The 21,433-nt window shown below is 48.7% G+C and carries 20 protein-coding genes and 2 pseudogenes; 8 read left to right on the top strand and 14 right to left on the bottom strand.

Going from position 1 to position 21,433, the window contains the following annotated elements:
* Positions 1–67 precede the first annotated feature (67 nt).
* The 4 genes and pseudogenes from WCN91_RS12550 to WCN91_RS12535 form a co-directional block, all read right to left on the bottom strand.
* The gene (locus WCN91_RS12550; protein ID WP_342679555.1) at positions 68–745 is read right to left on the bottom strand and encodes a sulfotransferase family protein; all 678 of its coding nucleotides are present in this window, start codon (positions 743–745) and stop codon (positions 68–70) included.
* Between the two features lie 130 nt (positions 746–875).
* A complete protein-coding gene (locus WCN91_RS12545; protein ID WP_342679553.1) occupies positions 876–1,580 on the bottom strand; it encodes a LiaF domain-containing protein in 705 nt (234 codons plus the stop codon).
* Positions 1,581–1,757: 177 nt separating this feature from the next.
* The gene (locus WCN91_RS12540) at positions 1,758–2,360 is read right to left on the bottom strand and encodes a YqaA family protein (protein ID WP_342679551.1); all 603 of its coding nucleotides are present in this window, start codon (positions 2,358–2,360) and stop codon (positions 1,758–1,760) included.
* A gap of 66 nt (positions 2,361–2,426) precedes the next feature.
* Positions 2,427–2,606, bottom strand: a pseudogene (locus WCN91_RS12535) (MmcQ/YjbR family DNA-binding protein); the annotation flags it as partial.
* 196 nt (positions 2,607–2,802) lie between these two features.
* Between WCN91_RS12535 and adhP the strand changes: the two are divergent.
* Both adhP and WCN91_RS12525 read left to right on the top strand, forming a co-directional pair.
* Positions 2,803–3,819 (top strand): alcohol dehydrogenase AdhP, encoded by a 1,017-nt coding sequence (gene adhP / locus WCN91_RS12530; RefSeq protein WP_342679549.1) that lies wholly within the window; start codon positions 2,803–2,805, stop codon positions 3,817–3,819.
* 148 nt (positions 3,820–3,967) lie between these two features.
* A complete protein-coding gene (locus WCN91_RS12525) occupies positions 3,968–5,851 on the top strand; it encodes a propionyl-CoA synthetase (protein ID WP_342679547.1) in 1,884 nt (627 codons plus the stop codon).
* Positions 5,852–5,896: 45 nt separating this feature from the next.
* Here the strand turns inward: WCN91_RS12525 and WCN91_RS12520 are convergent, their stop codons facing one another.
* Positions 5,897–9,205, bottom strand: a complete 3,309-nt coding sequence (locus WCN91_RS12520; RefSeq protein WP_342679544.1) for an EAL domain-containing protein — start codon at positions 9,203–9,205, stop codon at positions 5,897–5,899.
* A gap of 258 nt (positions 9,206–9,463) precedes the next feature.
* On the opposite strand from WCN91_RS12520, the gene WCN91_RS12515 reads away from it, so the two are divergent.
* Together WCN91_RS12515 and dbpA are read left to right on the top strand one after the other, a co-directional pair.
* The gene (locus WCN91_RS12515) at positions 9,464–9,625 is read left to right on the top strand and encodes a hypothetical protein (RefSeq protein ID WP_342679542.1); all 162 of its coding nucleotides are present in this window, start codon (positions 9,464–9,466) and stop codon (positions 9,623–9,625) included.
* A gap of 143 nt (positions 9,626–9,768) precedes the next feature.
* Positions 9,769–11,157: an ATP-dependent RNA helicase DbpA gene (gene dbpA, locus WCN91_RS12510; protein WP_425416038.1), complete on the top strand. Its 1,389-nt coding sequence runs from the start codon at positions 9,769–9,771 to the stop codon at positions 11,155–11,157.
* A gap of 57 nt (positions 11,158–11,214) precedes the next feature.
* Here the strand turns inward: dbpA and WCN91_RS12505 are convergent, their stop codons facing one another.
* The 3 genes from WCN91_RS12505 to WCN91_RS12495 form a co-directional block, all read right to left on the bottom strand.
* Positions 11,215–11,625, bottom strand: a complete 411-nt coding sequence (locus tag WCN91_RS12505; protein ID WP_342679538.1) for a hypothetical protein — start codon at positions 11,623–11,625, stop codon at positions 11,215–11,217.
* A gap of 239 nt (positions 11,626–11,864) precedes the next feature.
* Positions 11,865–12,218 carry a cupredoxin domain-containing protein gene (locus WCN91_RS12500; protein ID WP_342679536.1) on the bottom strand — a complete coding sequence of 118 codons (354 nt, stop codon included), beginning with the start codon at positions 12,216–12,218 and terminating at the stop codon, positions 11,865–11,867.
* Entirely contained in the window at positions 12,215–14,473 is a 2,259-nt protein-coding gene (locus tag WCN91_RS12495; protein ID WP_342679534.1) for a heavy metal translocating P-type ATPase, read from the bottom strand. The genes WCN91_RS12500 and WCN91_RS12495 overlap by 4 nt, the downstream gene beginning before the upstream one ends.
* Positions 14,474–14,644: 171 nt before the next feature.
* Between WCN91_RS12495 and WCN91_RS15175 the strand changes: the two genes are divergently transcribed.
* Positions 14,645–14,869: a UTRA domain-containing protein gene (locus WCN91_RS15175; protein ID WP_425416039.1), complete on the top strand. Its 225-nt coding sequence runs from the start codon at positions 14,645–14,647 to the stop codon at positions 14,867–14,869.
* Between the two features lie 380 nt (positions 14,870–15,249).
* On the opposite strand, the gene WCN91_RS12490 is transcribed toward WCN91_RS15175, so the two are convergent.
* On the bottom strand, positions 15,250–15,591 hold the full coding sequence (locus WCN91_RS12490) for a hypothetical protein (protein ID WP_342679532.1): 342 nt from the start codon (positions 15,589–15,591) through the stop codon (positions 15,250–15,252).
* Positions 15,592–16,161: 570 nt separating this feature from the next.
* Between WCN91_RS12490 and WCN91_RS12485 the strand changes: the two are divergent.
* Positions 16,162–16,325: pseudogene (locus tag WCN91_RS12485) on the top strand (IS1595 family transposase); the annotation flags it as partial.
* Between the two features lie 42 nt (positions 16,326–16,367).
* Entirely contained in the window at positions 16,368–16,757 is a 390-nt protein-coding gene (locus tag WCN91_RS12480) for a RidA family protein (RefSeq protein WP_342679530.1), read from the top strand.
* Between the two features lie 75 nt (positions 16,758–16,832).
* On the opposite strand, the gene WCN91_RS12475 is transcribed toward WCN91_RS12480, so the two are convergent.
* The 5 genes from WCN91_RS12475 to WCN91_RS12455 form a co-directional block, all read right to left on the bottom strand.
* Positions 16,833–16,982, bottom strand: a complete 150-nt coding sequence (locus tag WCN91_RS12475; protein ID WP_342679528.1) for a hypothetical protein — start codon at positions 16,980–16,982, stop codon at positions 16,833–16,835.
* Positions 16,982–17,467, bottom strand: coding sequence for a DUF411 domain-containing protein (locus WCN91_RS12470; RefSeq protein ID WP_342679526.1), 486 nt, complete (start codon positions 17,465–17,467; stop codon positions 16,982–16,984). Before WCN91_RS12470 ends, WCN91_RS12475 begins: the two co-directional genes overlap by 1 nt.
* A gap of 126 nt (positions 17,468–17,593) precedes the next feature.
* Positions 17,594–17,842, bottom strand: coding sequence for a hypothetical protein (locus WCN91_RS12465; RefSeq protein WP_342679524.1), 249 nt, complete (start codon positions 17,840–17,842; stop codon positions 17,594–17,596).
* Positions 17,843–18,155: 313 nt separating this feature from the next.
* Entirely contained in the window at positions 18,156–19,085 is a 930-nt protein-coding gene (locus WCN91_RS12460) for a nuclease-related domain-containing protein (protein ID WP_342679522.1), read from the bottom strand.
* 544 nt (positions 19,086–19,629) lie between these two features.
* Positions 19,630–19,884, bottom strand: coding sequence for a DUF3297 family protein (locus WCN91_RS12455; protein WP_342679520.1), 255 nt, complete (start codon positions 19,882–19,884; stop codon positions 19,630–19,632).
* A gap of 166 nt (positions 19,885–20,050) precedes the next feature.
* Here WCN91_RS12455 and WCN91_RS12450 point away from each other — a divergent pair, with 166 nt between their 5' ends.
* Complete coding sequence (locus tag WCN91_RS12450) at positions 20,051–21,199, top strand: hypothetical protein (RefSeq protein ID WP_342679518.1); 1,149 nt, start codon at positions 20,051–20,053, stop codon at positions 21,197–21,199.
* Positions 21,200–21,433 lie beyond the last annotated feature (234 nt).

The following is a 21,433-nucleotide window of genomic DNA, read 5'->3' as shown; positions in this document are numbered from 1 at the left end:
CTAACAACTAAAATTGGCGCTATTGTACGCAGCCAAGGCCATTCACGCCAGCCCCAAGCCAAGGCCGTTAGCCTAACCACCAGCTATCGAGGTTATCCACCTTGCCATTGCGGGTAGAGGCGATTTTCAGCGGGCTTTTAATGTCGCGCCAGGCCATTACCTTATTACCCTTATTAAGATGAGCGAACTCACGCCCTTGGGGCTCAACACCCAAAAAGCGGCAGAATGTGTGGTAGGCGTTGGGTTCGCCTAAATTCAGGCACAACAAGCGTTCGCTCTGAGTGGCAAAATAGTCGCGCACCTGCTGTTGGTGGCGGCGATAACAGTGTAGAAGGTGCTCATCGTTCGCGAGTGTTTGCTCATTGAGAGGCGAAAACACGCGCCCATAACTTTGTTTTAATAAAGGGCTAAAGCCGCCATGGGTACATAACAGGTTATCACTCATGCGCGCCAGTAATTGCTTAATGGATGCCAGCCAGGCCTGTTCATCCCGGCAAAGGAGAATAAAACGGCTGAGCGGATAGCGCCTGGCCAGCTCGGGATAGTGACTAAAACAAGGAGTGTCGGCCAGCACCTGCGCCTGTTCAAAACAGGCCTGAGTATAGGCGGTGTGCGCCGTAGGCAAGCCCAGTTGCAAGGCCGCCACACACACGCTGGTGGTGCCGGTACGGGGCAAGCCCAGCACAAATATTTTCTCTACTGCATTCATTCGCGCTTCACCAGCACCCAAAAATAAAGGCGCCATTATAGCCATGACCCTTCATCTATGCGACCTCGTGCTTTTAGGCGGGCAAAAAAAAGCGGCGGTTAAAGAAACCGCCGCAACCTGGGAGCTGTTAATTAAAGCATTGCTAAGTGTAGTCGCTTTTCACAAATTAGTAATATTTATCGCTTTTATCCTTACCATTGCCGCTGTCATACCCGTCATCAAACAGGGTGCGCAGATTGTCGGCAAAGGATTTTAATTTTTCTTTCATGGTTCTTTTTACGCTGACCTCAACGCTGCCTAAAACATTACGGCCGGTGAGTAAAATACGCGGACGTTGGCGGTCTTGATCCCGTGGCCCTAAGGCCACCCGCTGATTGCTAGTGGAGGCAATAATATTGGTGGTTTGCGTCACCACATCAACGCCCTCTGGCACATAAATCTCGCATGAGCCCAAATAACAGTTAAGGTGAATATGCACGTCCGGGTTACTGAAGATGGCATTGCTAAAGTCCAGCTCTAAGGTCCCAAGCACGTTTTTTATCTGTATTTCTTTAGGAACCACCCAATCGCCGCCACGGTGATCCGAACTTAAAATAGTTGTGATGGACTCACCTATCGGTTGCTCATCGCCACGACCATATTGTGGGCGCAAACGGGCCGCCTTTTCACTTTGATAGCGCGGGTCTGCTTGCAAAGGGAGATCGGCAACCAGAGTCACTAGATATTCTTGCTCCGTGCTGTCATAGGCTGCATCCAAACGGCGCTCAAACGCTTCGGCAGAGATCTCACCATGGCTGTAATTAAGTATAAGCTGGTCTATGACTTCTTCTTTAACCTGCTCTAGGGGTCTATCCGCGACGGGTACCGACATAATTCGCTTCCTGTAAAAATATTCCTAACTAAGCTGGTGTAAATACAGCAAACTTTAGACCAAGATTAAAAGCACATATAAATCATATAGATAAATAAAAACCGTTAACAATTACCGGTAGCAATAACCAATTTCACGTATTTATCACCACTTTTTAGCAAATTTTACACATGCGTTTTAACTAACGCCGGCAGTCGACAAACTGCTCGCCAACCACCAGGTGCCCAGCACTAAAGCACTCAGGGCGGCAATGCCTTTGAGCTTATGTTTACGGATCACCTTTTCCGCTTTATTACCGGCGTAATACACCACCAGCGCCAGACCAAAATAGCGCAACGAGCGGGCTATAGCGGTGGCAAGGAAAAACAACCACAGGGAATAATGGGTCGCCCCCGCCGCCAACATGGCAATTTGAAACGGAATGGGTACTATCCCTAGGGTCAGCACAAACCAAAAACCCTGGCTGTGCATTTGCGCTTTGACTTCGGCAAACTGCTCCGGGGTGGAAAACAGGCCAATGAGCCAATCACCCAGCATATCGAAAAGATAATAGCCCAGGGCATAGCCAAATAAGGCGCCGAGCATACAACCCACAGTTGCCACCAAAGCGATGGCCCAGATTTTGTCGCGCCGCGCCTGCATCAGTGGCACTAAGAGCGCTTCCAAGGGAATGGGCACTATGGTCGACTCTAAAAACGAAGCCAGGGTCACACTCGAGAGCATATGCCGAGAGTGGATCCAGCGCCGTGTTTTATGTATCAGTCGCCCACAAATTCCCATCTTTTCTCCATACATCATTGTGCGCCATTTAGTCGGCGCTTTACCAAAATGATCAGTGTTAACAGCCTAGCCCTGCTCCAACTGCGATAGCAGTTCTTGCTGCTTGGCTTTCGGCAGTTTCGCCACCACCAAGAGGTAAGAGTTATCCATCATGCGCTCGATTTCCCCTTTAGGAATACTGCCGTCTAAAATAATCGTGTTCCAAAGTCGCTTATCCATATGGTATCCGGGCAACACGGCGCTAAAAAAATAGCTAAGCATATAAATATTTTGATGATTCTTTTTTCCATAACGCGTTTATTTATCTAATCCCTTTGCCCCAGATCATAACAGCGATTACTGGACTGGGGTACAACTAGCATGGACGGCCAAGCAAATTATGCCGTGACTTTAGCGCTAAGCTAGAGATGTCCTCATGATGACAAAAACAAGGAGATTCATAATGAAAGCAGCAGTTGCCCATAGTTTTGGTGCCCCTTTAAGCATTGAAGAAATAGCCAAGCCCAGTATTGATGCCCATCAGGTGCTGGTAAAGATTCATGCCTGCGGGGTGTGTCATACGGATTTACACGCCTGCCACGGCGATTGGCCGGTCAAACCTAAACTCCCTCTTACTCCTGGCCATGAAGGTGTAGGTGAAATTGTTGAGCTCGGCAGTGCCGTCAGCCACTTAAAACTCGGCGACCGAGTAGGCATTCCTTGGCTTTACAGCGCCTGCGGCCATTGTGAATATTGCCTCGACGGCAAGGAAACCTTGTGCATGGAGCAACAAAACTCAGGTTATTCCGTCGATGGCGGTTTCGCAGAATATTGCGCCGCCCATGGTGATTATGTGGTGAAAATCCCCGAAGGCCTAAGCTATCCGGATGCCGCACCGCTGTTTTGTGCCGGAGTCACTACTTATAAGGCCTTAAAGGTATCCGAAACCAAGCCCGGACAATGGATGGCGGTTTTCGGCGTCGGTGGCCTTGGACACTTAGCGGTGCAATATGCGGTGGCCATGGGCATGCGAGTTGTGGCCGTGGACACGGGCGAAGCCAAGCGTGAGCTGGCGCAGCAGCTCGGTGCCGAACATTTCTTCGACTTTAAAACCGACGATGTGGTCAATGCCATCAAAAAAGTCAGCGGTGGCGTACATGGCAGCGTCTGTACCGCGGTAAGCAAAGCTGGCTTTAGACAAAGCTATGATGTGGTGCGCCGCGGTGGTAAATGCGTACTGGTCGGCCTGCCGCCAGAAGACATGCCCTTGCCTATTTTTGATACCGTGCTTAACGGCGTCAGCGTGGTCGGCTCCATCGTCGGCACCCGCAAAGACCTGGAAGAATGCTTAGAGTTTGCTGCCCGTGGCAAGGTCAAAGCCATTATTACCGAGAAGGGTCTTGATGATATTAACGATATCTTCGCGGATATGGAAAAAGGCGAGATCACCGGGCGCATAGTGATGAATATGCCCAAGTAAATAAGCAGGCCACCGGTGATGCCGCTGGCTTAAATCTCCCTTAATAATAAAAACGCCCGCCACTGCCGACTATGGTCGCATTTTGTTCAGCGTCATAAGCGCCTACATTTTTAGTCATACTCTCACATTCTTTATTTTGGAGCCTTGTATGTCAGGCGAGTATCAACGCACCTATCGCGCCTTTAGCGATAATCCAGAGCAATTTTGGCTGCAGCAAAGCGAGCGCATTGCCTGGTTAAAGAAACCCCAGCAAGCCTATCATCAAGATGAGCATGGCTTTTACCACTGGTTTGCCGATGCTGAGCTTAATACCAGCTACTTGGCGCTGGATCAGCATGTGTTAAACGGCTATGGCGATGAAACAGCGCTGATTTACGACTCTCCGGTCACAGATAGCAAGCGTCAGTACAGTTACAGCGAATTGCTCGAAGAAGTGAGTAAGTTTGCCGGGGTCATGCAAGGGCTGGGTGTTGGTAAAGGCGATCGCGTGGTGATCTATATGCCGATGATCCCCGAAGCTGTGATTGGCATGTTGGCCTGTGCCCGCCTCGGTGCCATTCACTCCGTGGTTTTCGGTGGTTTTGCTGCCCATGAGCTGGCGGTGCGCATTGATGATGCCACGCCAAAAATTATCCTCAGTGCCTCTTGTGGGGTTGAGGTCAACAAGGTGATCGAATACAAGCCGCTGCTCGATGAGGCTGTTAGTCAGGCTCAACATAAGGTCGAGCATTGTGTTATTTTCCAGCGCCCACAGTGTTATGCGCCGCTTAGCGAATGCCGTGATATTGACTGGGCTACAGCCATGAGTGACGCTCAAAGCGTGGACGCTGTGCCAGTCGCCGGTGCCGATCCCCTCTATATTCTTTACACCTCAGGCACCACGGGCATCCCCAAGGGCGTAGTGCGTGAAAACGGCGGTCATGCGGTGGCCATGCATTACAGTATGGAAACCGTGTACGGTATGCGCCCAGGTGAGGTATTTTGGGCGGCCTCGGATATCGGCTGGGTGGTGGGCCACTCCTACATAGTCTATGCGCCGCTGATTTATCGCTGTGCCACTGTGCTTTACGAGGGCAAACCGGTGCGCACGCCCGATGCCAACGCTTTCTGGCGCGTGGTTGAAGACTATAAGGTCACGGCTTTGTTCAGTGCCCCGACCGCCTTTCGTGCCATCAAAAAAGAAGACCCCAGCGCTCAGGGTTTTAAGCAATACGACACCTCAAGCCTAAAACGCCTGTTTCTCGCTGGCGAGCGCCTAGATCCGCCCACCTATGAGTGGTTAAAGGAGCATACCCAACTGCCGGTACTGGATCACTGGTGGCAAACGGAAACCGGCTGGGCCATCGCCTGTAACCCCATCGGCATTGAAACCCTGCCCACCAAGGCAGGCAGCGCCACAGTGCCAACTCCTGGTTTTAACGTGCAAGTGCTTGATGTTCATGGTGAGCAATGTGAAGCCAATGAGCATGGCGCAGTGGCCATTAAACTGCCCTTGCCGCCTGGGTGCTTGCCGAGTATCTGGCAAAATAACGAGCGCTTTAAAAGCGGCTATTTAAGCCAGTATCCAGGCTACTACCTGTCCGGTGATGGCGGCTATGTCGATGAGGAAGGTTATCTCTTTATTATGGGCCGCACCGATGATGTGATAAACGTTGCCGGTCACCGCCTCTCCACCGGGGAGATGGAAGAGATAGTCGCGGCTCACCCGGCGGTGGCGGAATGCGCAGTATTTGCCATACATGACAGCCTTAAGGGGCAAATTCCCATGGCCATGGTGGTGCTCAAGGATGACTTTAGCGGCAGCAATGAGGAAGTTGAGCAGCAGCTTAGAGCCACGGTGCGTTCCACCATAGGCGCCATTGCCTGCTTGCAGGATATTATCTGCGTGCCACGCTTACCAAAAACCCGCTCGGGTAAAATATTGCGCAAGAACCTGCGCCAGTTGGTTGATGGTGAAGAGTTGCAGATCCCCTCCACCATAGATGATGCCAGCATCTTTACCGAGATAAGCGAGCAGCTGCAAAGCCGCTAACTTGGCCGTCAAGGCAAGCTGCGGGGCGTCCATTCGCCCCGCGGTTTATTCCCAGGATTCGAGAAAAGCAATAAAGTCCTTTGCTGGCAAAGGCTTAGCACACCAATATCCCTGCACCTGATCACACCCCAGCTCGGCCAGGCTGTGCCACTGCTGCTCGGTTTCGACACCCTCGGCAATAGAGTCAATATTAAGCGCCTTGGCCAGTTGCACCATGGCTTTTACTATGGCGACATCTTCCGGCTCACCGCTGGCCAAGTCATCGATAAAGGATTTATCTATTTTCAGCTTATCGACATCGAAGCGCTTTAAGTAGCTCATTGATGAATAGCCGGTACCAAAGTCATCTATGGACACCCTAAAGCCTGCGGCGCGCAAGGATTTAATGCGCTTAAGTACCGAGTCTGGATCCATCAGGGCAATGGCCTCGGTAAGTTCCAATTCAATGCAGCTAGCGGGCACATCATACTGCTCCAGCTCGTACATCAGCGCGCTCAGCAACCCTTGGTCTTCAAAACTCGCCGCCGATAGATTAACGGCGAATACCAGGTCTTCGACTCCCATTGCCAGCCATTGTTTTATTTGCGCCAGCGCATGCCTAAACACCCAAGCATCAAGGGCCTTAATAAGACCCGCGCTTTCAGCCACTGGAATAAACTCACCTGGTGACACCATACCCAGCTCGGATGAATGCCAGCGCACCAGCACTTCGGCACCGACTACTTGGCGGTTGTCGATACGCACCTGAGGCTGAAACACTAAGGAAAATTCATCTTCCAACAGCGCCATGTTGAGGGCATTGATCACCTGCAGTTGACGCGACGCATGGCGGTTCATCTCCCGCGCATAAAACAGGTAGTTATTACGACCGCGTTTTTTCACTTCAAACAATGCCGCCTCGGCCAATTGCAGCAGCTGCTGGCTGTTATCACCATCATGGGGATAAAGAGCAACGCCGATAGAAGCGGTAAGCACTATGTTTTTGCCATCGATATTAATAGGCGTGCGCAAGGTTTCAATAATCCGCTGGGCCTTAATAGAAGCACTGTTGGCATTGGCATAGGGCATTAAAAAGGCAAAACGGTCGCCGGGTAAACGGCAGATCAATTCATCTTCATCGCCTAAATTAAGCAGCCGCTGAGCCAGGGTTTTGAGGATCATATTCCCCTTATCATAACCCAGGGCTTCGTTGAGCACCTTAAAGTTATCCAGGCCAATAGACAGCAGCGCGCCCTCAACCAGCTTGTTTTTTGAGCACAAGGATGCAAACACGTGCAGCAACATCTTCACATTGGCAAGCCCGGTCAACTGATCATAATAAGACAGATGATGTATCTTGGTTTCATTTTCAACCTGAGCGGTAATGTCATGCTGGAAAGAGATGTACTTGCTGACCTTGCCGTCTTTATCTGTGATTGGGTAGATGGTGGTGCGCTCAATCAGCTCTTCCCCTTGCTTATTACGGTTGATCAGCTCCCCTACCCAAGGTTGTTGTTTCTTTAGGCTTTGCCACATGGACTGATACACCTGAGGCGCGGTTTTACCCGAGCTGAGAATGGCTGGGTTCATACCTAACAAGTCTTCACGTTCAAAGCCACTGAGTTCCACATAAGCACGGTTCACATACTCGATTTTAACCTCGGTATCCGTGATTAAGATCGGATGCGGGTTTTGCTCTACCGCCAATGACAAGGTGTGCATCCGCTCGTCTTGGCGCATGCGGTTTAACCAGTGCCAAATGGCCTGAAGCCAAAGCGTAATAGCCTCAGCCTCGCGGGCACTAAAGTTACGCTCTTTATTACTTAACAGCAAAACCATGCGCACCTTAGCTTGCTCATGGAGCGGCACCGCCATCAGGGCGCCCAAAGCCGATAAGCCAGCTTTATGCTGCGCTACCTCATCAAGGGGGCGAGTAATGTATTTTTGGGTTTGCAGCTGGGGTAACAGCTGCGACAGTAGCTCAGCTGTGAGTTCCACCTCCCCTTCGCCTTTGCTGGCTATAGGTTGAAAATGGCCTGCATCATCAAGAATATACAAGGCTAAGCTCTGGCAAGGCACCAAATAATGGGCATAGTGCACACCATGAGCAAGGAGTGCCGACTCACACCCTCTAAACGCAACATCAGATAAGCCCAGCAGGCCTTCTTTCAGTCTGGCTTCATGGGCCAGGGCTTCGATTTGCGCCGCACGCTCGCTAACATCGCGCACAACCACCAGATAATTCGCGCTGCCTTGTTCGGCCAGTTTCACCACCACGCATTGGTAATGACGATGCTGCTGTTGCCGAGCGATCACCATATCCTCCACCTCGGCCATCCCCTGACGTTTGGCTTCAGCCACGGCGTTATACAAGCGGGTTTGATCTTTCCCCGCAAACAGACTAAAAATGCTGCGCCCTATGCTCTTGCCCTGCAATAAAAACGGCTCGTTTTCTTTGGTATGACTGCGTACTATTTTGCCATGTTCATCAATTTCAAACACCAGTTCAGGGAGGGCGCTTAAAGTGGCGCTAAGGCGATGGCGCGAATGTTCAAGATCAAGAAATGGCCGGGTAATGGTTTCCACAAACAGCACCTGATAAAGCAAAATATAGGCAACTATTTTATAGAGGTGACCACAGAGGTTGAGAGTGTCGCTGACATTACTGTAAATAGTGAAATAATATTCGCTTAACACCATAAGCACGGCGACCACGAACAAATGGCTCAAGTTCCTGTTTTGTCGCGCCTGCGTCAAACGCAATAAAAAGAGCACTGCCGCAAAGGCATACAAAGCCATTAAAAGGTATTCAAAATTGCGTTTAAAATCGGTTAGCCCCTGCCCGGGGATATAGCTGGCAGGTATCCAATCAGGGTGAAATAAAAACACATAGCTCACAAGCAAGGCGAGCAGACCGGCGACAATCAAGGACGGATAAATGCTGCGAGAATGCAGAGCACACCAAGGCTGGGCAGCCAGGGCAATAATGGCAACGGCGGTAAAGATGCGCCCGGCGAACCAAAAGTTAATGGCTTTGTCGGGACTGGCTGGGGTAATAAACTCCGGCATCCCCTGGAACGAAAACACATGCTGAAAGTCGAGCACGCCGACCCAAAGCATCACCCCGGAAACAAACAAAAAGGTCGGGCTTTTAATATGGCTGCGCGCACTCCAGCCCACTGCAAAAATCAGCACAGAGACTATGATGGAGATAAGCTCCAAAAAGGAATGCAGCAGTATATAGTGCTCTATAATACCAACCGACCCGAGCTGCTCACTAAGCAGCGAGAGCCCCAGCACCACAAGGGCGATAACTAAAAACCAAGAGCTTTGCGACCACTCTTTTGCATGACTGGGATGAATCAGGTTGCGCACCAAACAGTTAGACCGAAATAGAAAGAATTATGCTTAAGTAATATTATCGAACAGAAATCGAAAATACCACCTAAGGGGCTGAATATTCAGAATGTTCTAGCAATATACCATAACGGGTGCGAGCTGTAACTTGCTAAGCGCACCCAGGCACATAATTTAACCCTACATTTGATCTGGATTATCCTTTGGTAAAGATTCAAAAGAACTTCAAGGCTAGGGTCTGTTGACCTTTGTTGTTCGTTTCTGCAGCAGCTTGTAGTGTATTTATATGTACTACCTCAACTGCGCGGCAACACCAGCACCAATAACGACGGTGCATACACAGATGCGACCAACTACAAAGGCGGCGGTGTTTACAACTATGCTATCTGTGAAGCGGGCACAACTAACTGCTCTGCAACTGTAACCGTGGTTTTCTAGCCTTAGTTAAACTACCTATACATCGCAACACCCATGCCGGTCTATTTAGACCGGCATTTTTGTATCCCCCTCTTCCTAATGTGCGCCATAGCGCCACTGCCATGTTATAATCCTCTTTTACTTTAAAAAAGATGATTGCCACCGTGACCTTACCTGCTTTTTCCAGCACCCCGCTTTCTCGCTCTTTGCTCGATAACCTAGAGTCTTTGGGTTATCACCATATGACAGAAATCCAAGCGCAAACCTTGCCGCTTATTTTGGCGGGCAAGGATGTGATTGGTCAGGGTAAAACCGGCTCGGGCAAGACGGCCGCCTTCTCTTTGGGGCTGTTACATAACCTCAATGTAAAGCGCTTTCGCGTCCAGGCCTTAGTAGTGTGTCCAACTCGAGAGCTTGCCGATCAGGTGGCGGTGGAAATTCGCAAACTGGCTCGTGCCATTCACAATATCAAGGTGCTTGCCCTGTGTGGCGGTGCCCCCATGGGGCCGCAAATTGGCTCCCTTGAGCACGGCGCTCATATTATTGTCGGCACCCCAGGACGCATTGAAGAGCACTTGCGTAAGGGCCGCTTATCTCTGGATGAGGTCAACACCTTTGTGCTTGATGAAGCAGACCGCATGCTGGAGATGGGCTTTGAAGAGCCGCTGCAATACATTATCGATCACTGCCCGGCACAGCGACAAAACCTGCTCTTTAGCGCCACTTACCCGCCTAAGATTGAGCAGTTAGCCCAGCACGTGATGCACAACCCGCAAAAGATCACGGTCGAATCGACCCATGACGACAGCAGCATAGAACAGTATTTCTATGAGGTGGACAACAACGACATGCGCCTGGAAGCTGTGCAAAAGCTGCTGCTTCATTTCCAGCCCGAGTCGGCGGTGATTTTTTGCAATACCAAGGCCGAGTGTCAGCAGGTGTGCGATCAACTTCAGAATATGGGCTTTGATGCCGCCGCCTTACACGGCGACTTAGAGCAAAAAGACCGTGACCGCACCCTGGTACGCTTTGCCAATCACAGCCTCAGCATTCTTGTAGCCACAGATGTCGCTGCCCGAGGTATAGATGTGGATCATGTGGATATGGTGATCAATTACCATATTGCCCATGATCCGGAAGTCCATGTACACCGCATTGGCCGTACCGGCCGCGCCGGTAAAAAAGGCATTGCCTGCTCCTTGATGAGCTATAAAGAGTCGCATAAGGTCAATGCCTTAGAAGATTATCTCGAGCAAACCATAGAGCCCACCGACCTGCCCAACGACAATGTCTTTAGCAAGGCGATTAAGCGTGCGCCCATGGTCACCATACAAATCGACGGCGGCAAAAAATCCAAGCTGCGCCCGGGGGATATTCTCGGTGCCCTGACTTCTAATCAGGCCATTACCGGGGATCAAATTGGGAAAATCAAGGTTACGGCTATCAGCTCCTACGTTGCCGTGCAGCGTAAAATTGCCAATGCGGCGCTGAAAACTATCAGTGAGGGGAAAATGAAGGGCCGCAATTTCCGCGCTCGTAAGCTAAATCGCTAAGCCCTTTAGGAATATATAGTTAAGGTGCTAGGGCATAGCGCCCCGGCACCCAGTCTCTTAGTTGTCGCCCAGTAAGGCCTTGGCCATTAACTGACCGATTTCGGTGTGGTGCAACATGCTTGAGAAAGGCTTAGTCACGCCATCTGGGCCAAACGCATACACGGCAACCGGCGTTGCGGTATGAGTACCGTTACCCCAGGTCACGCTTTGCTCCGAGCTAATAGCACGGGCAATAAGCGCACCTTGGTCTTCATAGGCATACACATAGAAGTCGCTGAAATCATTGATAGCCGGTACCTGAGTCGCACTTAGGTACTTGTGATCCGCATAATAGTTTTCGTTAGGCTTAACCGCAGCAATGGCTTGCGCGTCTGCATAATCGATGTGGAAATCCGGGTGCAGCGTTGCGTTTACCGCAACTTGCCATTGCTCAGGCGTTGAAGCACCAAAATCCCAATCAGCATTCACCTGGTCGTAAATCCCATACAAAGACGCTTTTTGGGCGTAAATCTAGCCTGCACCTGCCCCGAGCAGGACAAAAATACAAATACGCCTAATCAAGATACAACGTAAAAATTAAGGGTACAAGTAGCAAACGACAGAACGCATCTTGAAAATAAATCAGTGTTGTAGTCTTCTTTATATGAATATTCAGCTGAGCTGCCTGGGTTGCAAGCAGCGCTTTCCTGATAAGATGACTACAAGCATCACACCACGGTTAAAGTGCCGCGGTACATCTGCATTTGGCAGTGAAATGCATACTCTCCCGGAGCCAGGTCAGACAAGGTAACAGACGTTACCTTGTCCAACGCCAGTTGCTCGCTGACTCCTAAGCTTGGGATCAGCAACATTTCCGAGCAGGGAGAGTGATCTTTGCGTAAAAAGTTAAGAGTTACAGTTTGATGTGCCGCTACTTGAATCGCCGCAGGGGTATAGACCCCATCTTTTACCTCTATGGTCAAAGGCTGCTCCTGAACCTGGGTTTGCCTTGGTTTGTAGAGCCAAAACCACCATATTATCAATGCGATAAGCGCCAGACCTAGAATATTGATGATGATCATGCTTGTGTCTCCTTTGCCTTATGCGCAGTAAATAAACGCAGGCGGTTGGCGTTGCTGACCACAGTCAGGGAGGAAAAAGCCATGGCCGCACCGGCGATCACCGGGCTCAACAACATGCCAAAAAATGGATAAAGCACACCGGCGGCAATGGGAATACCGGCAACGTTATAAATAAAGGCGCCAAAGAGGTTTTGCTTAATGTTCTTCAGGGTTGCCTTACTTACGGCAATGGCATCGGCCAAGCCATGTAAGGAGCCGCGCATTAAAGTAATATCGGCACTTTCTATGGCCACATCCGTGCCGGTACCGATAGCAAAGCCGACATCGGCTAAAGCCAGTGCTGGGGCATCGTTAATGCCATCGCCGGTCATCCCCACCAGCTCACCGCTGTGTTGCAACTCTTTGACCTTGTTGGCCTTATCTTCGGGCAGCACCTCGGCAAAAAACTCTTTAATACCGGCTTTATGCGCCACCGCGGCGGCGGTTTCCTTGTTATCTCCGGTCAGCATAATGACGCGAATGCCATTATTTTGCAGGCGCTCGATGGCGGCGATGGAGTCTTCTTTAATTGGATCTGCCACGGCAATAATCGCCGCCAACTCCCCATCTATGGCAAAAAACATTGGGGTTTTCGCCTGTTTTGCCAAGTTATGGGCACGCTCGCTAAAATCCCCAAGCCTTATACCTTGCTGTTGCATCAATTTGGCATTACCAAAGAGCAAGGCTTTATTATCGCAGCGTCCTTGTACGCCCAAACCTGTTAAGGCCTTGAAAGAATCAACGGGCAGCAATTCAACGTCCTGCTCCTTCGCCTTATTCACTATGGCTTGCGCCAGTGGGTGCTCGGAGCCGCTCTCCAGGCTTGCCGCCAGTTGTAATACCTTCTGCTGTTGATGCTTGTCAGCAATCAGTAAGTCGGTGACCTGAGGGGTTCCTTCAGTAATGGTGCCGGTTTTATCAAGCACCATGGCGGTGATTTTTGAGGCGGTTTGCAAGGCTTCGCCATTGCGGATAAGTACACCCGCCTCGGCGGCCTTGCCCACGCCCACCATAACCGACATGGGCGTTGCCAGGCCAAGAGCACAAGGGCAAGCAATAATAAGCACTGTAGTGGCACAAACCATGGCCAGCGCCAGTGCGGGCTCAGGGCCAAAGTTCAGCCAGGCCAAAGCAGTCAGCACGGCGATAATCATCACAGTGGGCACAAAATAGGTGGCAATAATATCGGCCAATCGGCCTATGGGTGGTTTGGAGTTTTGCGCCCGCTTCACCATACTGATGATGCGCGCCAGCGCTGTGTCTTTACCCACTCGGGTGGCACGAAAGCGAATGGAGCCGGAGGTATTTATGGTGCCCGCCGCCACTTCATCCCCTTGTGATTTCTCCACCGGCATGGGCTCACCTGTGAGCATGGACTCATCGATAAAGGTATGACCATCATTGACCACACCATCAACGGGAATTTTCTCGCCGGGCCTGACCTTGACCAGATCGTCCAGCAAGACCTGAGCAATATTAATTTCTACTTCTTTATTATCGCGGATCACGGTTGCGGTTTTGGCCTGCAAACCAATCAGGCGCTTAATGGCTGCGGATGTTTTGCCTCTGGCTTTTAATTCCAACGCCAGACCCAGGTTGATAAGGCCGATGATCATGGCGGTGGCTTCAAAATACACATGCCGCGCCATGGGCGGAATGGCCTCGGGGATGGCTACCACCACCATGGAATAAAGCCAGGCGGTGCCAGTACCTAGGGCTATCAGGGTATCCATATTGGCATTATGGTTTTTAAAGCTTTTCCAGGCACCTGTGTAAAAATGCCTACCGGAGAAATACATCACCGCCAGGGTGAGCAGACCAACGCCCAACCAGGCTGCACGCTGCATATCGGTTGCCACCGTCATATCGCCGCCGAGCAGGCCAAACAACATCAAGGGAGCGCCCAGAGATAAGGCGATAACAGTATCCCGTATCAGAGTTTTATAATAGGCTTTGTCGGCCAGCTCCTTCTCCCCAAGCAAGTCTTCATCACCTTGCTCGTCCAGCGCTTTGGCGTTATAGCCCACCGCCTCCACGGCGGCAATAAGCGCCTGGGTTGATGCCGTGCCGGTAACCAACACGCTTCTGTCGGCAAAATTCATTTGCGCACTGACCACGCCCGGTGTTTTATTCAGTGCCGCTTCTATTTTACCAACACAACTGGCACAGCCCGCCCCTTCGATAAGCAGCTGTTGATTTGCCTTCGAGTCACTCACCTTGCTCTCCTTGTTCGCTATCAAAACACAGGTTAATACCTGATTTCACGGTTTCTGCTCGTTTAACCGTTATTATCGTCGAAAGTGTAGACCTGGGAGTAGCACCAAGGTCAAACAAAAAATTGATGAACCGCAGACTGGAGCGCAAGTGATACCCCACGTACCTGCGCCATTCGCGGCTATGCCGAAGTCGCCATTGAAGCCATTAACCCGCCAAAAATCCTTAAGCACCAGCTGGGTATGGGCGATGACGCCCCCTGTCTCAAACTGACTCGGGTGACTACCTCGGGCAGTCGCACCGTCAGTTTTGCCAACCTCTACCACTCTGACAATTCATTTAAACTCACCGGCAAACTGCTGCATAAACGAACAACAAAGGTCAACAGACTCTACTGATCAGGCTTCATGTTTTTGATGCGAAGGGGAAAAGAGAATAGCTGTGAAATAAGAACGGAGAATGAGAGCCTTTCTATCTTGTGAAAGCGATACCTAGGGGCGATTGCCCCCAGACTATTTTAATAAACATCGGACTGAATGTTGAGGTGTTCCATTAACTCAACTGGTTTTAAGCCTTTAATAAGAGTGAGTTGTTTCTGCATGTCATCTAACAGCGCATCTAACTCTGTACTTATTCCTCGGTTAGCTAAAATGATGGACTGAATCTTGGTGGCAAGAGGCTCATCGACCACAGGACTTTGCCAGTAATTAATAGATGTGGCCTGACCATCGACTGCGTTAATAAAAGTGGTACTAACAGGAATGAAGCTAGATAAAAATTAATCATATGCAGTGTAGTTATATTGGTTGATATTTATCTGTGGCCAGAGGTAATTGTATGACCGCGAAATAATATCAGCTAAATCACGGTTATATAACATTATTTCTTTGATTTTATATAGATGCTGATCATTTCCAAATGCGTTATCTGCTCCAGGAGACAGGTACTGCTCTAAGTTGTACCTGTAGGCTTTATTGACAACAGAACCAGACTCTTTAGTGGGTTCGCCTGAATAGATGTGCTGTGATTCTCCTGCCCAGCACCTTGGGTAACATTGGCTAGCTTCTGTAGCAGATGAAAAAAATGTTATAGATGTGATTAATGCCATAAAAAATTTCATTGTTGCTCCTTGATCGTCTTTAATAATAATTCGCAGTATATTGTTGAGTAAAAAACAGGCAACAGAGTGATGGCTATGGAGTTGGCAAGAGAGACGCCCATGTTGGTTAGGTGCTCAAAGTCAAATAAAACAATACAAATGCCTGATATTGAAACTAAGGCTGCACTTCTATATGAAAATTTATACAAGCTGTCTAGGTTGGCTTTTGTTGTACTTAAATAGGGGATAGGAAATATGGAATAAAGAATGCTTTTAAATGTTTGAGTGAGACCATGTTTGCTTATAGTGCTAAGGACTAAAATACCTATAAATAAAGCCAAAGAGTAGACGTTTATGAAACTATGAATGTTTCTTACGCCATGCACTAAAAAAGTGATGGTGAGTAATATTAAAATAAGCCTGGCAAGTGGGTAGAACATATACAGTCCTTTGTTATTTCTATTAATAACAAATGCTAACCCTGTGTTTGCTTTGCGTCAACATATTTGCAACCTTACTTGTTGCGAGAAGCACTATCTGTGGTGGCCCAAGGCGGGAGCTCACTTTCTCGGATTTATGAAAAATAGCACTCATCGATTTTTAGAGCTACCGTCGGTGCTAAAGGTTATAAGCTTGAGGGTATTATTGAAGCGGATGAAACGCAGTTCCCTTATTCAGAAAAAGGCTTCAAGAAGCACAGCCGGAAGCCACGTAAACGTGACATGAAAACAAAACAACAGGGGCATTCTAAGGAAATACGGCGTTAGATGCCGCAAAACTCAGAGGAAGACTCAATAATGACAATTGAGAAGAAAACCTATCGAAATGGCCCGTTCAAGGATTTTATTGCACAAGGTACTCAAGTTGGAAACGTGCTTTACATGGCAGGACAGGTTGGGATCAGCGATAGCCGACTTGTTCCAGCTAACATTGCCGAACAAACAGCCATTGCTTACGCAAATATGAAACATGTTTTATCTCAGTTCGGGGCAGACATGGGAAATGTTGTTGATGAAACTTTTTTCGTTACCGATATGAATGAATTGATGGTGAACGTTGAGGCAGTGTATGGCGAAAGAGAATCTGCATATGGAGGCATGCCCGAAGTTAGCCAAACACTGGTGCAGGTCGTTGCACTTGTTCAACCGGAGCTAAAAATTGAAATTAAATGCATTGCTCATCTGTAAAGGGACATCTAAAGTACTTAGTTGCCCCCGACTCCGATCAAGGCACCCATGATCACGGCGATAATCGTTTTGCTGTTAGACGACATTATTCTTCTCCAATTCGGTATGTAGATATGGGCTGGGACTCTCTTTGTCATTGTTTTCAAGTGAGATTGCTTGCTGCGCCTTAGCTGGGTGCAGACAGGCTGCCACGGCAAGGTCTAGACTAAGAGGGACTTTTTTCATTAGAACTGCTCCTCATAGGTCTTAACCTCGGCGTAGACTTTGCTGCTGCCATCTTTGTACAAAATCAGCACTTCGTAAGGCATAAACCTGTCTCCCACTTCCATGCCCGGTGATCCCAGTGGCATAGCAGGCACAGATAAGCCTATGGCATCGGCGTGCTCTTCTTTTAGAAACTGGCGGATAAACTTCGCCGGCACATGGCCTTCAAAGGCAAAACCATCACGCGAAACGGCGCTATGACAGGAGCGATAATTAGCGGCAATGCCCAGCTTGGCTTTGATTGGGCTGATGTCCTGATAATCTTTTGCGTAGGTAATAAATCCCGCGCTTTCGATATGGGTGATCCATTTGGTACAACAGCCGCAGGTCGGTGTTTTGTACACCAAAAGCTCAAGAATATCCTCCCCCTTATTACCTTCATTAGCATTAACAAGGTTAGGTAAAAGCAGTAGCAATGCAGCTATTTTTAAGTATTTTTTAATCATTTCAGCCTCATCATCAAGGTAGTTTTCAGCAGGTTTCAACCTACATAGTTACTAAGCGCTCATCGTATTTAGGGTCTGTTTATCTTTGCGGTTTACTTTATGTTAGCTGCACTCTATCAAAAGCGATTAATGTTTCTTTTGCAGACCGTTTTGAATCAACTCTTTGCCGTTTTCATACACCTCGGCACTGACCCAGCGGCCATATAAAAGCTGATGATTCTGATCCAACACAGCCACAAAGGGGCGGCCATCGGCGTTATTGGTAGCAAGGGCAATGCCGGTAGCATTTTCAAGGCCCAAGGCACCGCTTTCAACCAAACGAATAAAGGCCTCAAGCTCTGCCAAGGTTTCAATAATGTCGTTGTCGTTAATCATGCGTATTACTCTCTCAAATTCTTATAGGTGTAGGTTAGCACCTCTGGGCAAGCCGATAAATAATACCAATTCTGTTAAGTATGTGATCAGAGATAGCGCTGGATAAATGATGTGATAACAAGGCGGAATTTTTCTTATATAGTTTTTCTACATCGAAAAATTCCAACACAGTTAGCACGATATTTAGCCCGCTAGAATGATTAGCTATTTAAGTGAATTGGTATAATACCCATCACCGCCTTGGCAGCAAAGTCTGCCTGAGGTTTCGGTAATTGCTCATCAAATACATAGAACACATTTATTTAGGGCATAATTACCCTGCCCGACGCGCTTTAACCTGCTGAATGTGCGTTTTGTAATCTTCGGCTGTAGTACCTTCTTCTCTCATGGATAAAAGCACATTAAATTCATCTAATTGCGCCTTGCTGAATCTTGGCTCGGTAAAGCCGTTAATGTAGTCATTCATAGCACTCAACATGATTACATTTTTTGGCATTTCGGTTTTAAAAGTAGCCTTATCATGAAACACCACCAGAGATTCAATACCCTCTTTAATCCCCAAAAAGGACTTTACTGCCAAGCAATGCTTATAATTTTGCCGCAAGGGGTTCATAAATTGTGACTTTGAGCTAAAGGTTCGCTGTGTCCAGTTAGCCTGCTTTTCACTGCCAAAAATCCAGCCACTGTAGTTTTTACTTTCAATCACAAAAACACCAAATGGACCTACTAACAGATGATCCACTTCGGTAAATTCTCCGCTGTCTGTATATAACAGCAGGTTTTCGTACAGGGTCAGATTTGTGCCCTTGGTTAGCTCTTTCAGTTTACTGTTTACTCGCCACTCGCCAATAGATCCAGCCTTAAAGACTAATACAGCTTTAAATGCCGCCAACAATAAAAGGGCAAAGCCAAACCATAGGCCCATGGGGATCAAGGAAGAGAGCATCAGCTCGAACGCATTTACTGGTTGAGGCGCCACCTGTGTAGGCGGGATAGAAGAGTTACGCAGCTCGACAGGAGCAGCAATTTTAGGGCGTATGGCGATTTCGCTCGGCACCGAGCTTTGTGTATTTACTCCCCTGGTTATCTGCCCTACTTCGCTAGCACCTTGCTGAGATGCAAATTTAGCTTTAGCTGAAGTCGACTGCGGGTTTGCACAATATCTATCATACGCTTTTTTCGCAGCGAGATAGCGTGAGGACCTTTGAGCATGACTGAAGTCATTAATTTGATGTTGCAGCAAGATACACTCAGATTCGGTGTATTGCGTATTAGCAAGTAAGCCCGAGCTAAATAGCAGACTAGTTAGTAATAAAATCCATTTCATGATGTTTAACGCCACATCTTGTGTGAACAAATAAATTAAAGCGCTTACTTAGGGTCTGTTGACCTTTGTTGTTTGTTTCTGCAGCAGTTTGTAGTGTATTTGTACAAGGCGGCACATGTGTGGTGTAGTTATTCTACATAAACATGTAACAACACAGTAGAAATGCGCTACAAACGCTGCCCTACGGGTTCACCTAAACGCATCCTGCTCTGTGTTGCTCGCGATGAACATAGGCGAGCAAGACCGAAGCAATGCTTCGCAGCTTAGCGAGGTGAGCGCATGGATGCGCGATGTAACCAAGCTTCATGGATGAATTTGACCACATTAATTAGTGATTATATTCATCAGAATGCGTTTAGATTGAACATAAAGTAAACCGCAAAGATAAACAGACCCTAGATAGCTCACGCGAACAAGGCAGGGCTCTTGGCGCCTGCCTCTGCAGGGTTGTTATGTACCCTTAAGATTCGCGATAGAAAACTTCTACCGTGCCTTTGCTTTTCATCAGTAGTGGTTGGCCGCGACGGTCAAGCGCTTTAGGGGCTGCAACTTTAATCCAGCCTTCGCTGATGCAGTATTCTTCTACGTCGAAACGCTCTTTGCCGTTAAAACGTACGCCAATCTCATGCTGTAGGATCTCTTCGTTGTAGAACTTGCTACGCGGGTTGATAGATAGCACGTCTGGAATAGCCGGTTTTGCATTTGTGTCTGTCATGGTGATTTTTCTTAATTTATAAATGTGCCGCTATTGTAGGTAATACCGCAGCAATGCTCAATCATCAGCGCACCAAAACAACTGGCTGATTTATTTGCGCTGGGCAAACAGACGTAGGATAGTAACGCAAGCATCTAACTAGGCGTTGACACTGTATAGGACCAATATGATCAAAGCACTTCTGGCCTCTGGCCTTGTTTTATCCACCTTACCAACTTTTGCGGCCAACCTTACGGTTGAAGAGCTGCGCATTGAAAAAGCCACCAGCGCCATGCCTCAGGTATTAAGCGCCTTTAACGCTGATATCAGTCAATTTAAACAGCAGTGGCAAGGCGCCAAAAGCTACGCCGAAGCAAAAGTTCGAGTGCAAGCACACGCCAGCGAACTATGGCAAAGCGCCAAGCAACGCCTTACCAGCAGCGCAAGTTATGATGATCGCGCGCTCTATTGGGCGCGCCTGCACTCCAGCAAACTAATACGCTCGGTTAAGCCCGCGTTCGCGATAAGCGCTGCTGAGCAAGCCGCTTTACTGGCTCTATTAGAGCACGGCAGCCGTGGCCGCGATGACCTGGAATACACTAAAGGCACAGAGAAAAAGATTCTCCTAACCGGCTTTGATCCCTTCTTGCTCGATAAAAACATCAACCAGAGTAACCCTTCCGGCGTGGCCGCCCTGTTACTCGATGGTCAGGTGATAAGCTTTAAGGGCGTAAAGGCGGAAATCAACACTGTAATGATCCCAGTGCGCTATGAAGACTTTGACCTGGGTCTGATTGAAGAAATTCTCGCCCCCTACTACGCCCTGAATAACGTGGATATGGTGGTGACCGTGAGCATGGGCCGTACAGACTTTGACCTTGAGCGCTTCCCCGGAAAACGTCGCAGTGTTACCGCACCGGATAACGCCAATATCGTTTATGGCGGCACGCAAACGGCGCCAAAAATTTCCAGCCTTAATGACCGCCCCTTACCCGGCGATGAGTTTGTGCAATTCAGCCTGCCGGTAGCACAGATGCAAAAGGCCAAGGGCCCGTACAAGGTTATCGACAACCTCGAGGTCACCACGCTGGAGAAAACCTTTGAGCCGAAGACCTTGGAAGAGCTTAAAAATGCGGTGGCGGTGAACGGCGGCGGTGGCGGCTATTTGTCGAACGAGATCTCCTATCGCAGCATTCGCCTGCGCAACGAGCTCAATTCCGACATTCCCACAGGCCATATTCACACCCCGCGTATCGCCCAGTTTGAACCTGAAGTGGAAGCAAAAATCGTCGCCCAGATTAAGGCCATGCTGGAGCAGAGTTTAACGGCGCTTTAAATTAGCGCTATCTTTGGGCGTATCTCATAGATATAAACGGTAGATTTCTACCGTTTATATCTTTACCCATCCAAAATATCGGAATCAAACTACCGAAAATAAACCAACAAAACAAAAGAAGCGGTAGCAAACTACCGCATCAAAATTTTTAGGCTAGCGCCTAAGCGCCTATAAGTGCCGAAGGAGACTATAAGCCAGGCTATATTTATTACGCCTATTTGAAACAGATCTCAA

Origin of the sequence: Pseudoalteromonas qingdaonensis (assembly GCF_038739665.1) — a bacterium.
GTDB lineage: Bacteria > Pseudomonadota > Gammaproteobacteria > Enterobacterales > Alteromonadaceae > Pseudoalteromonas > Pseudoalteromonas qingdaonensis.
Note: the sequence above shows the minus strand (reverse complement) of the source record. Positions and strands in the feature narration are given on the sequence as shown.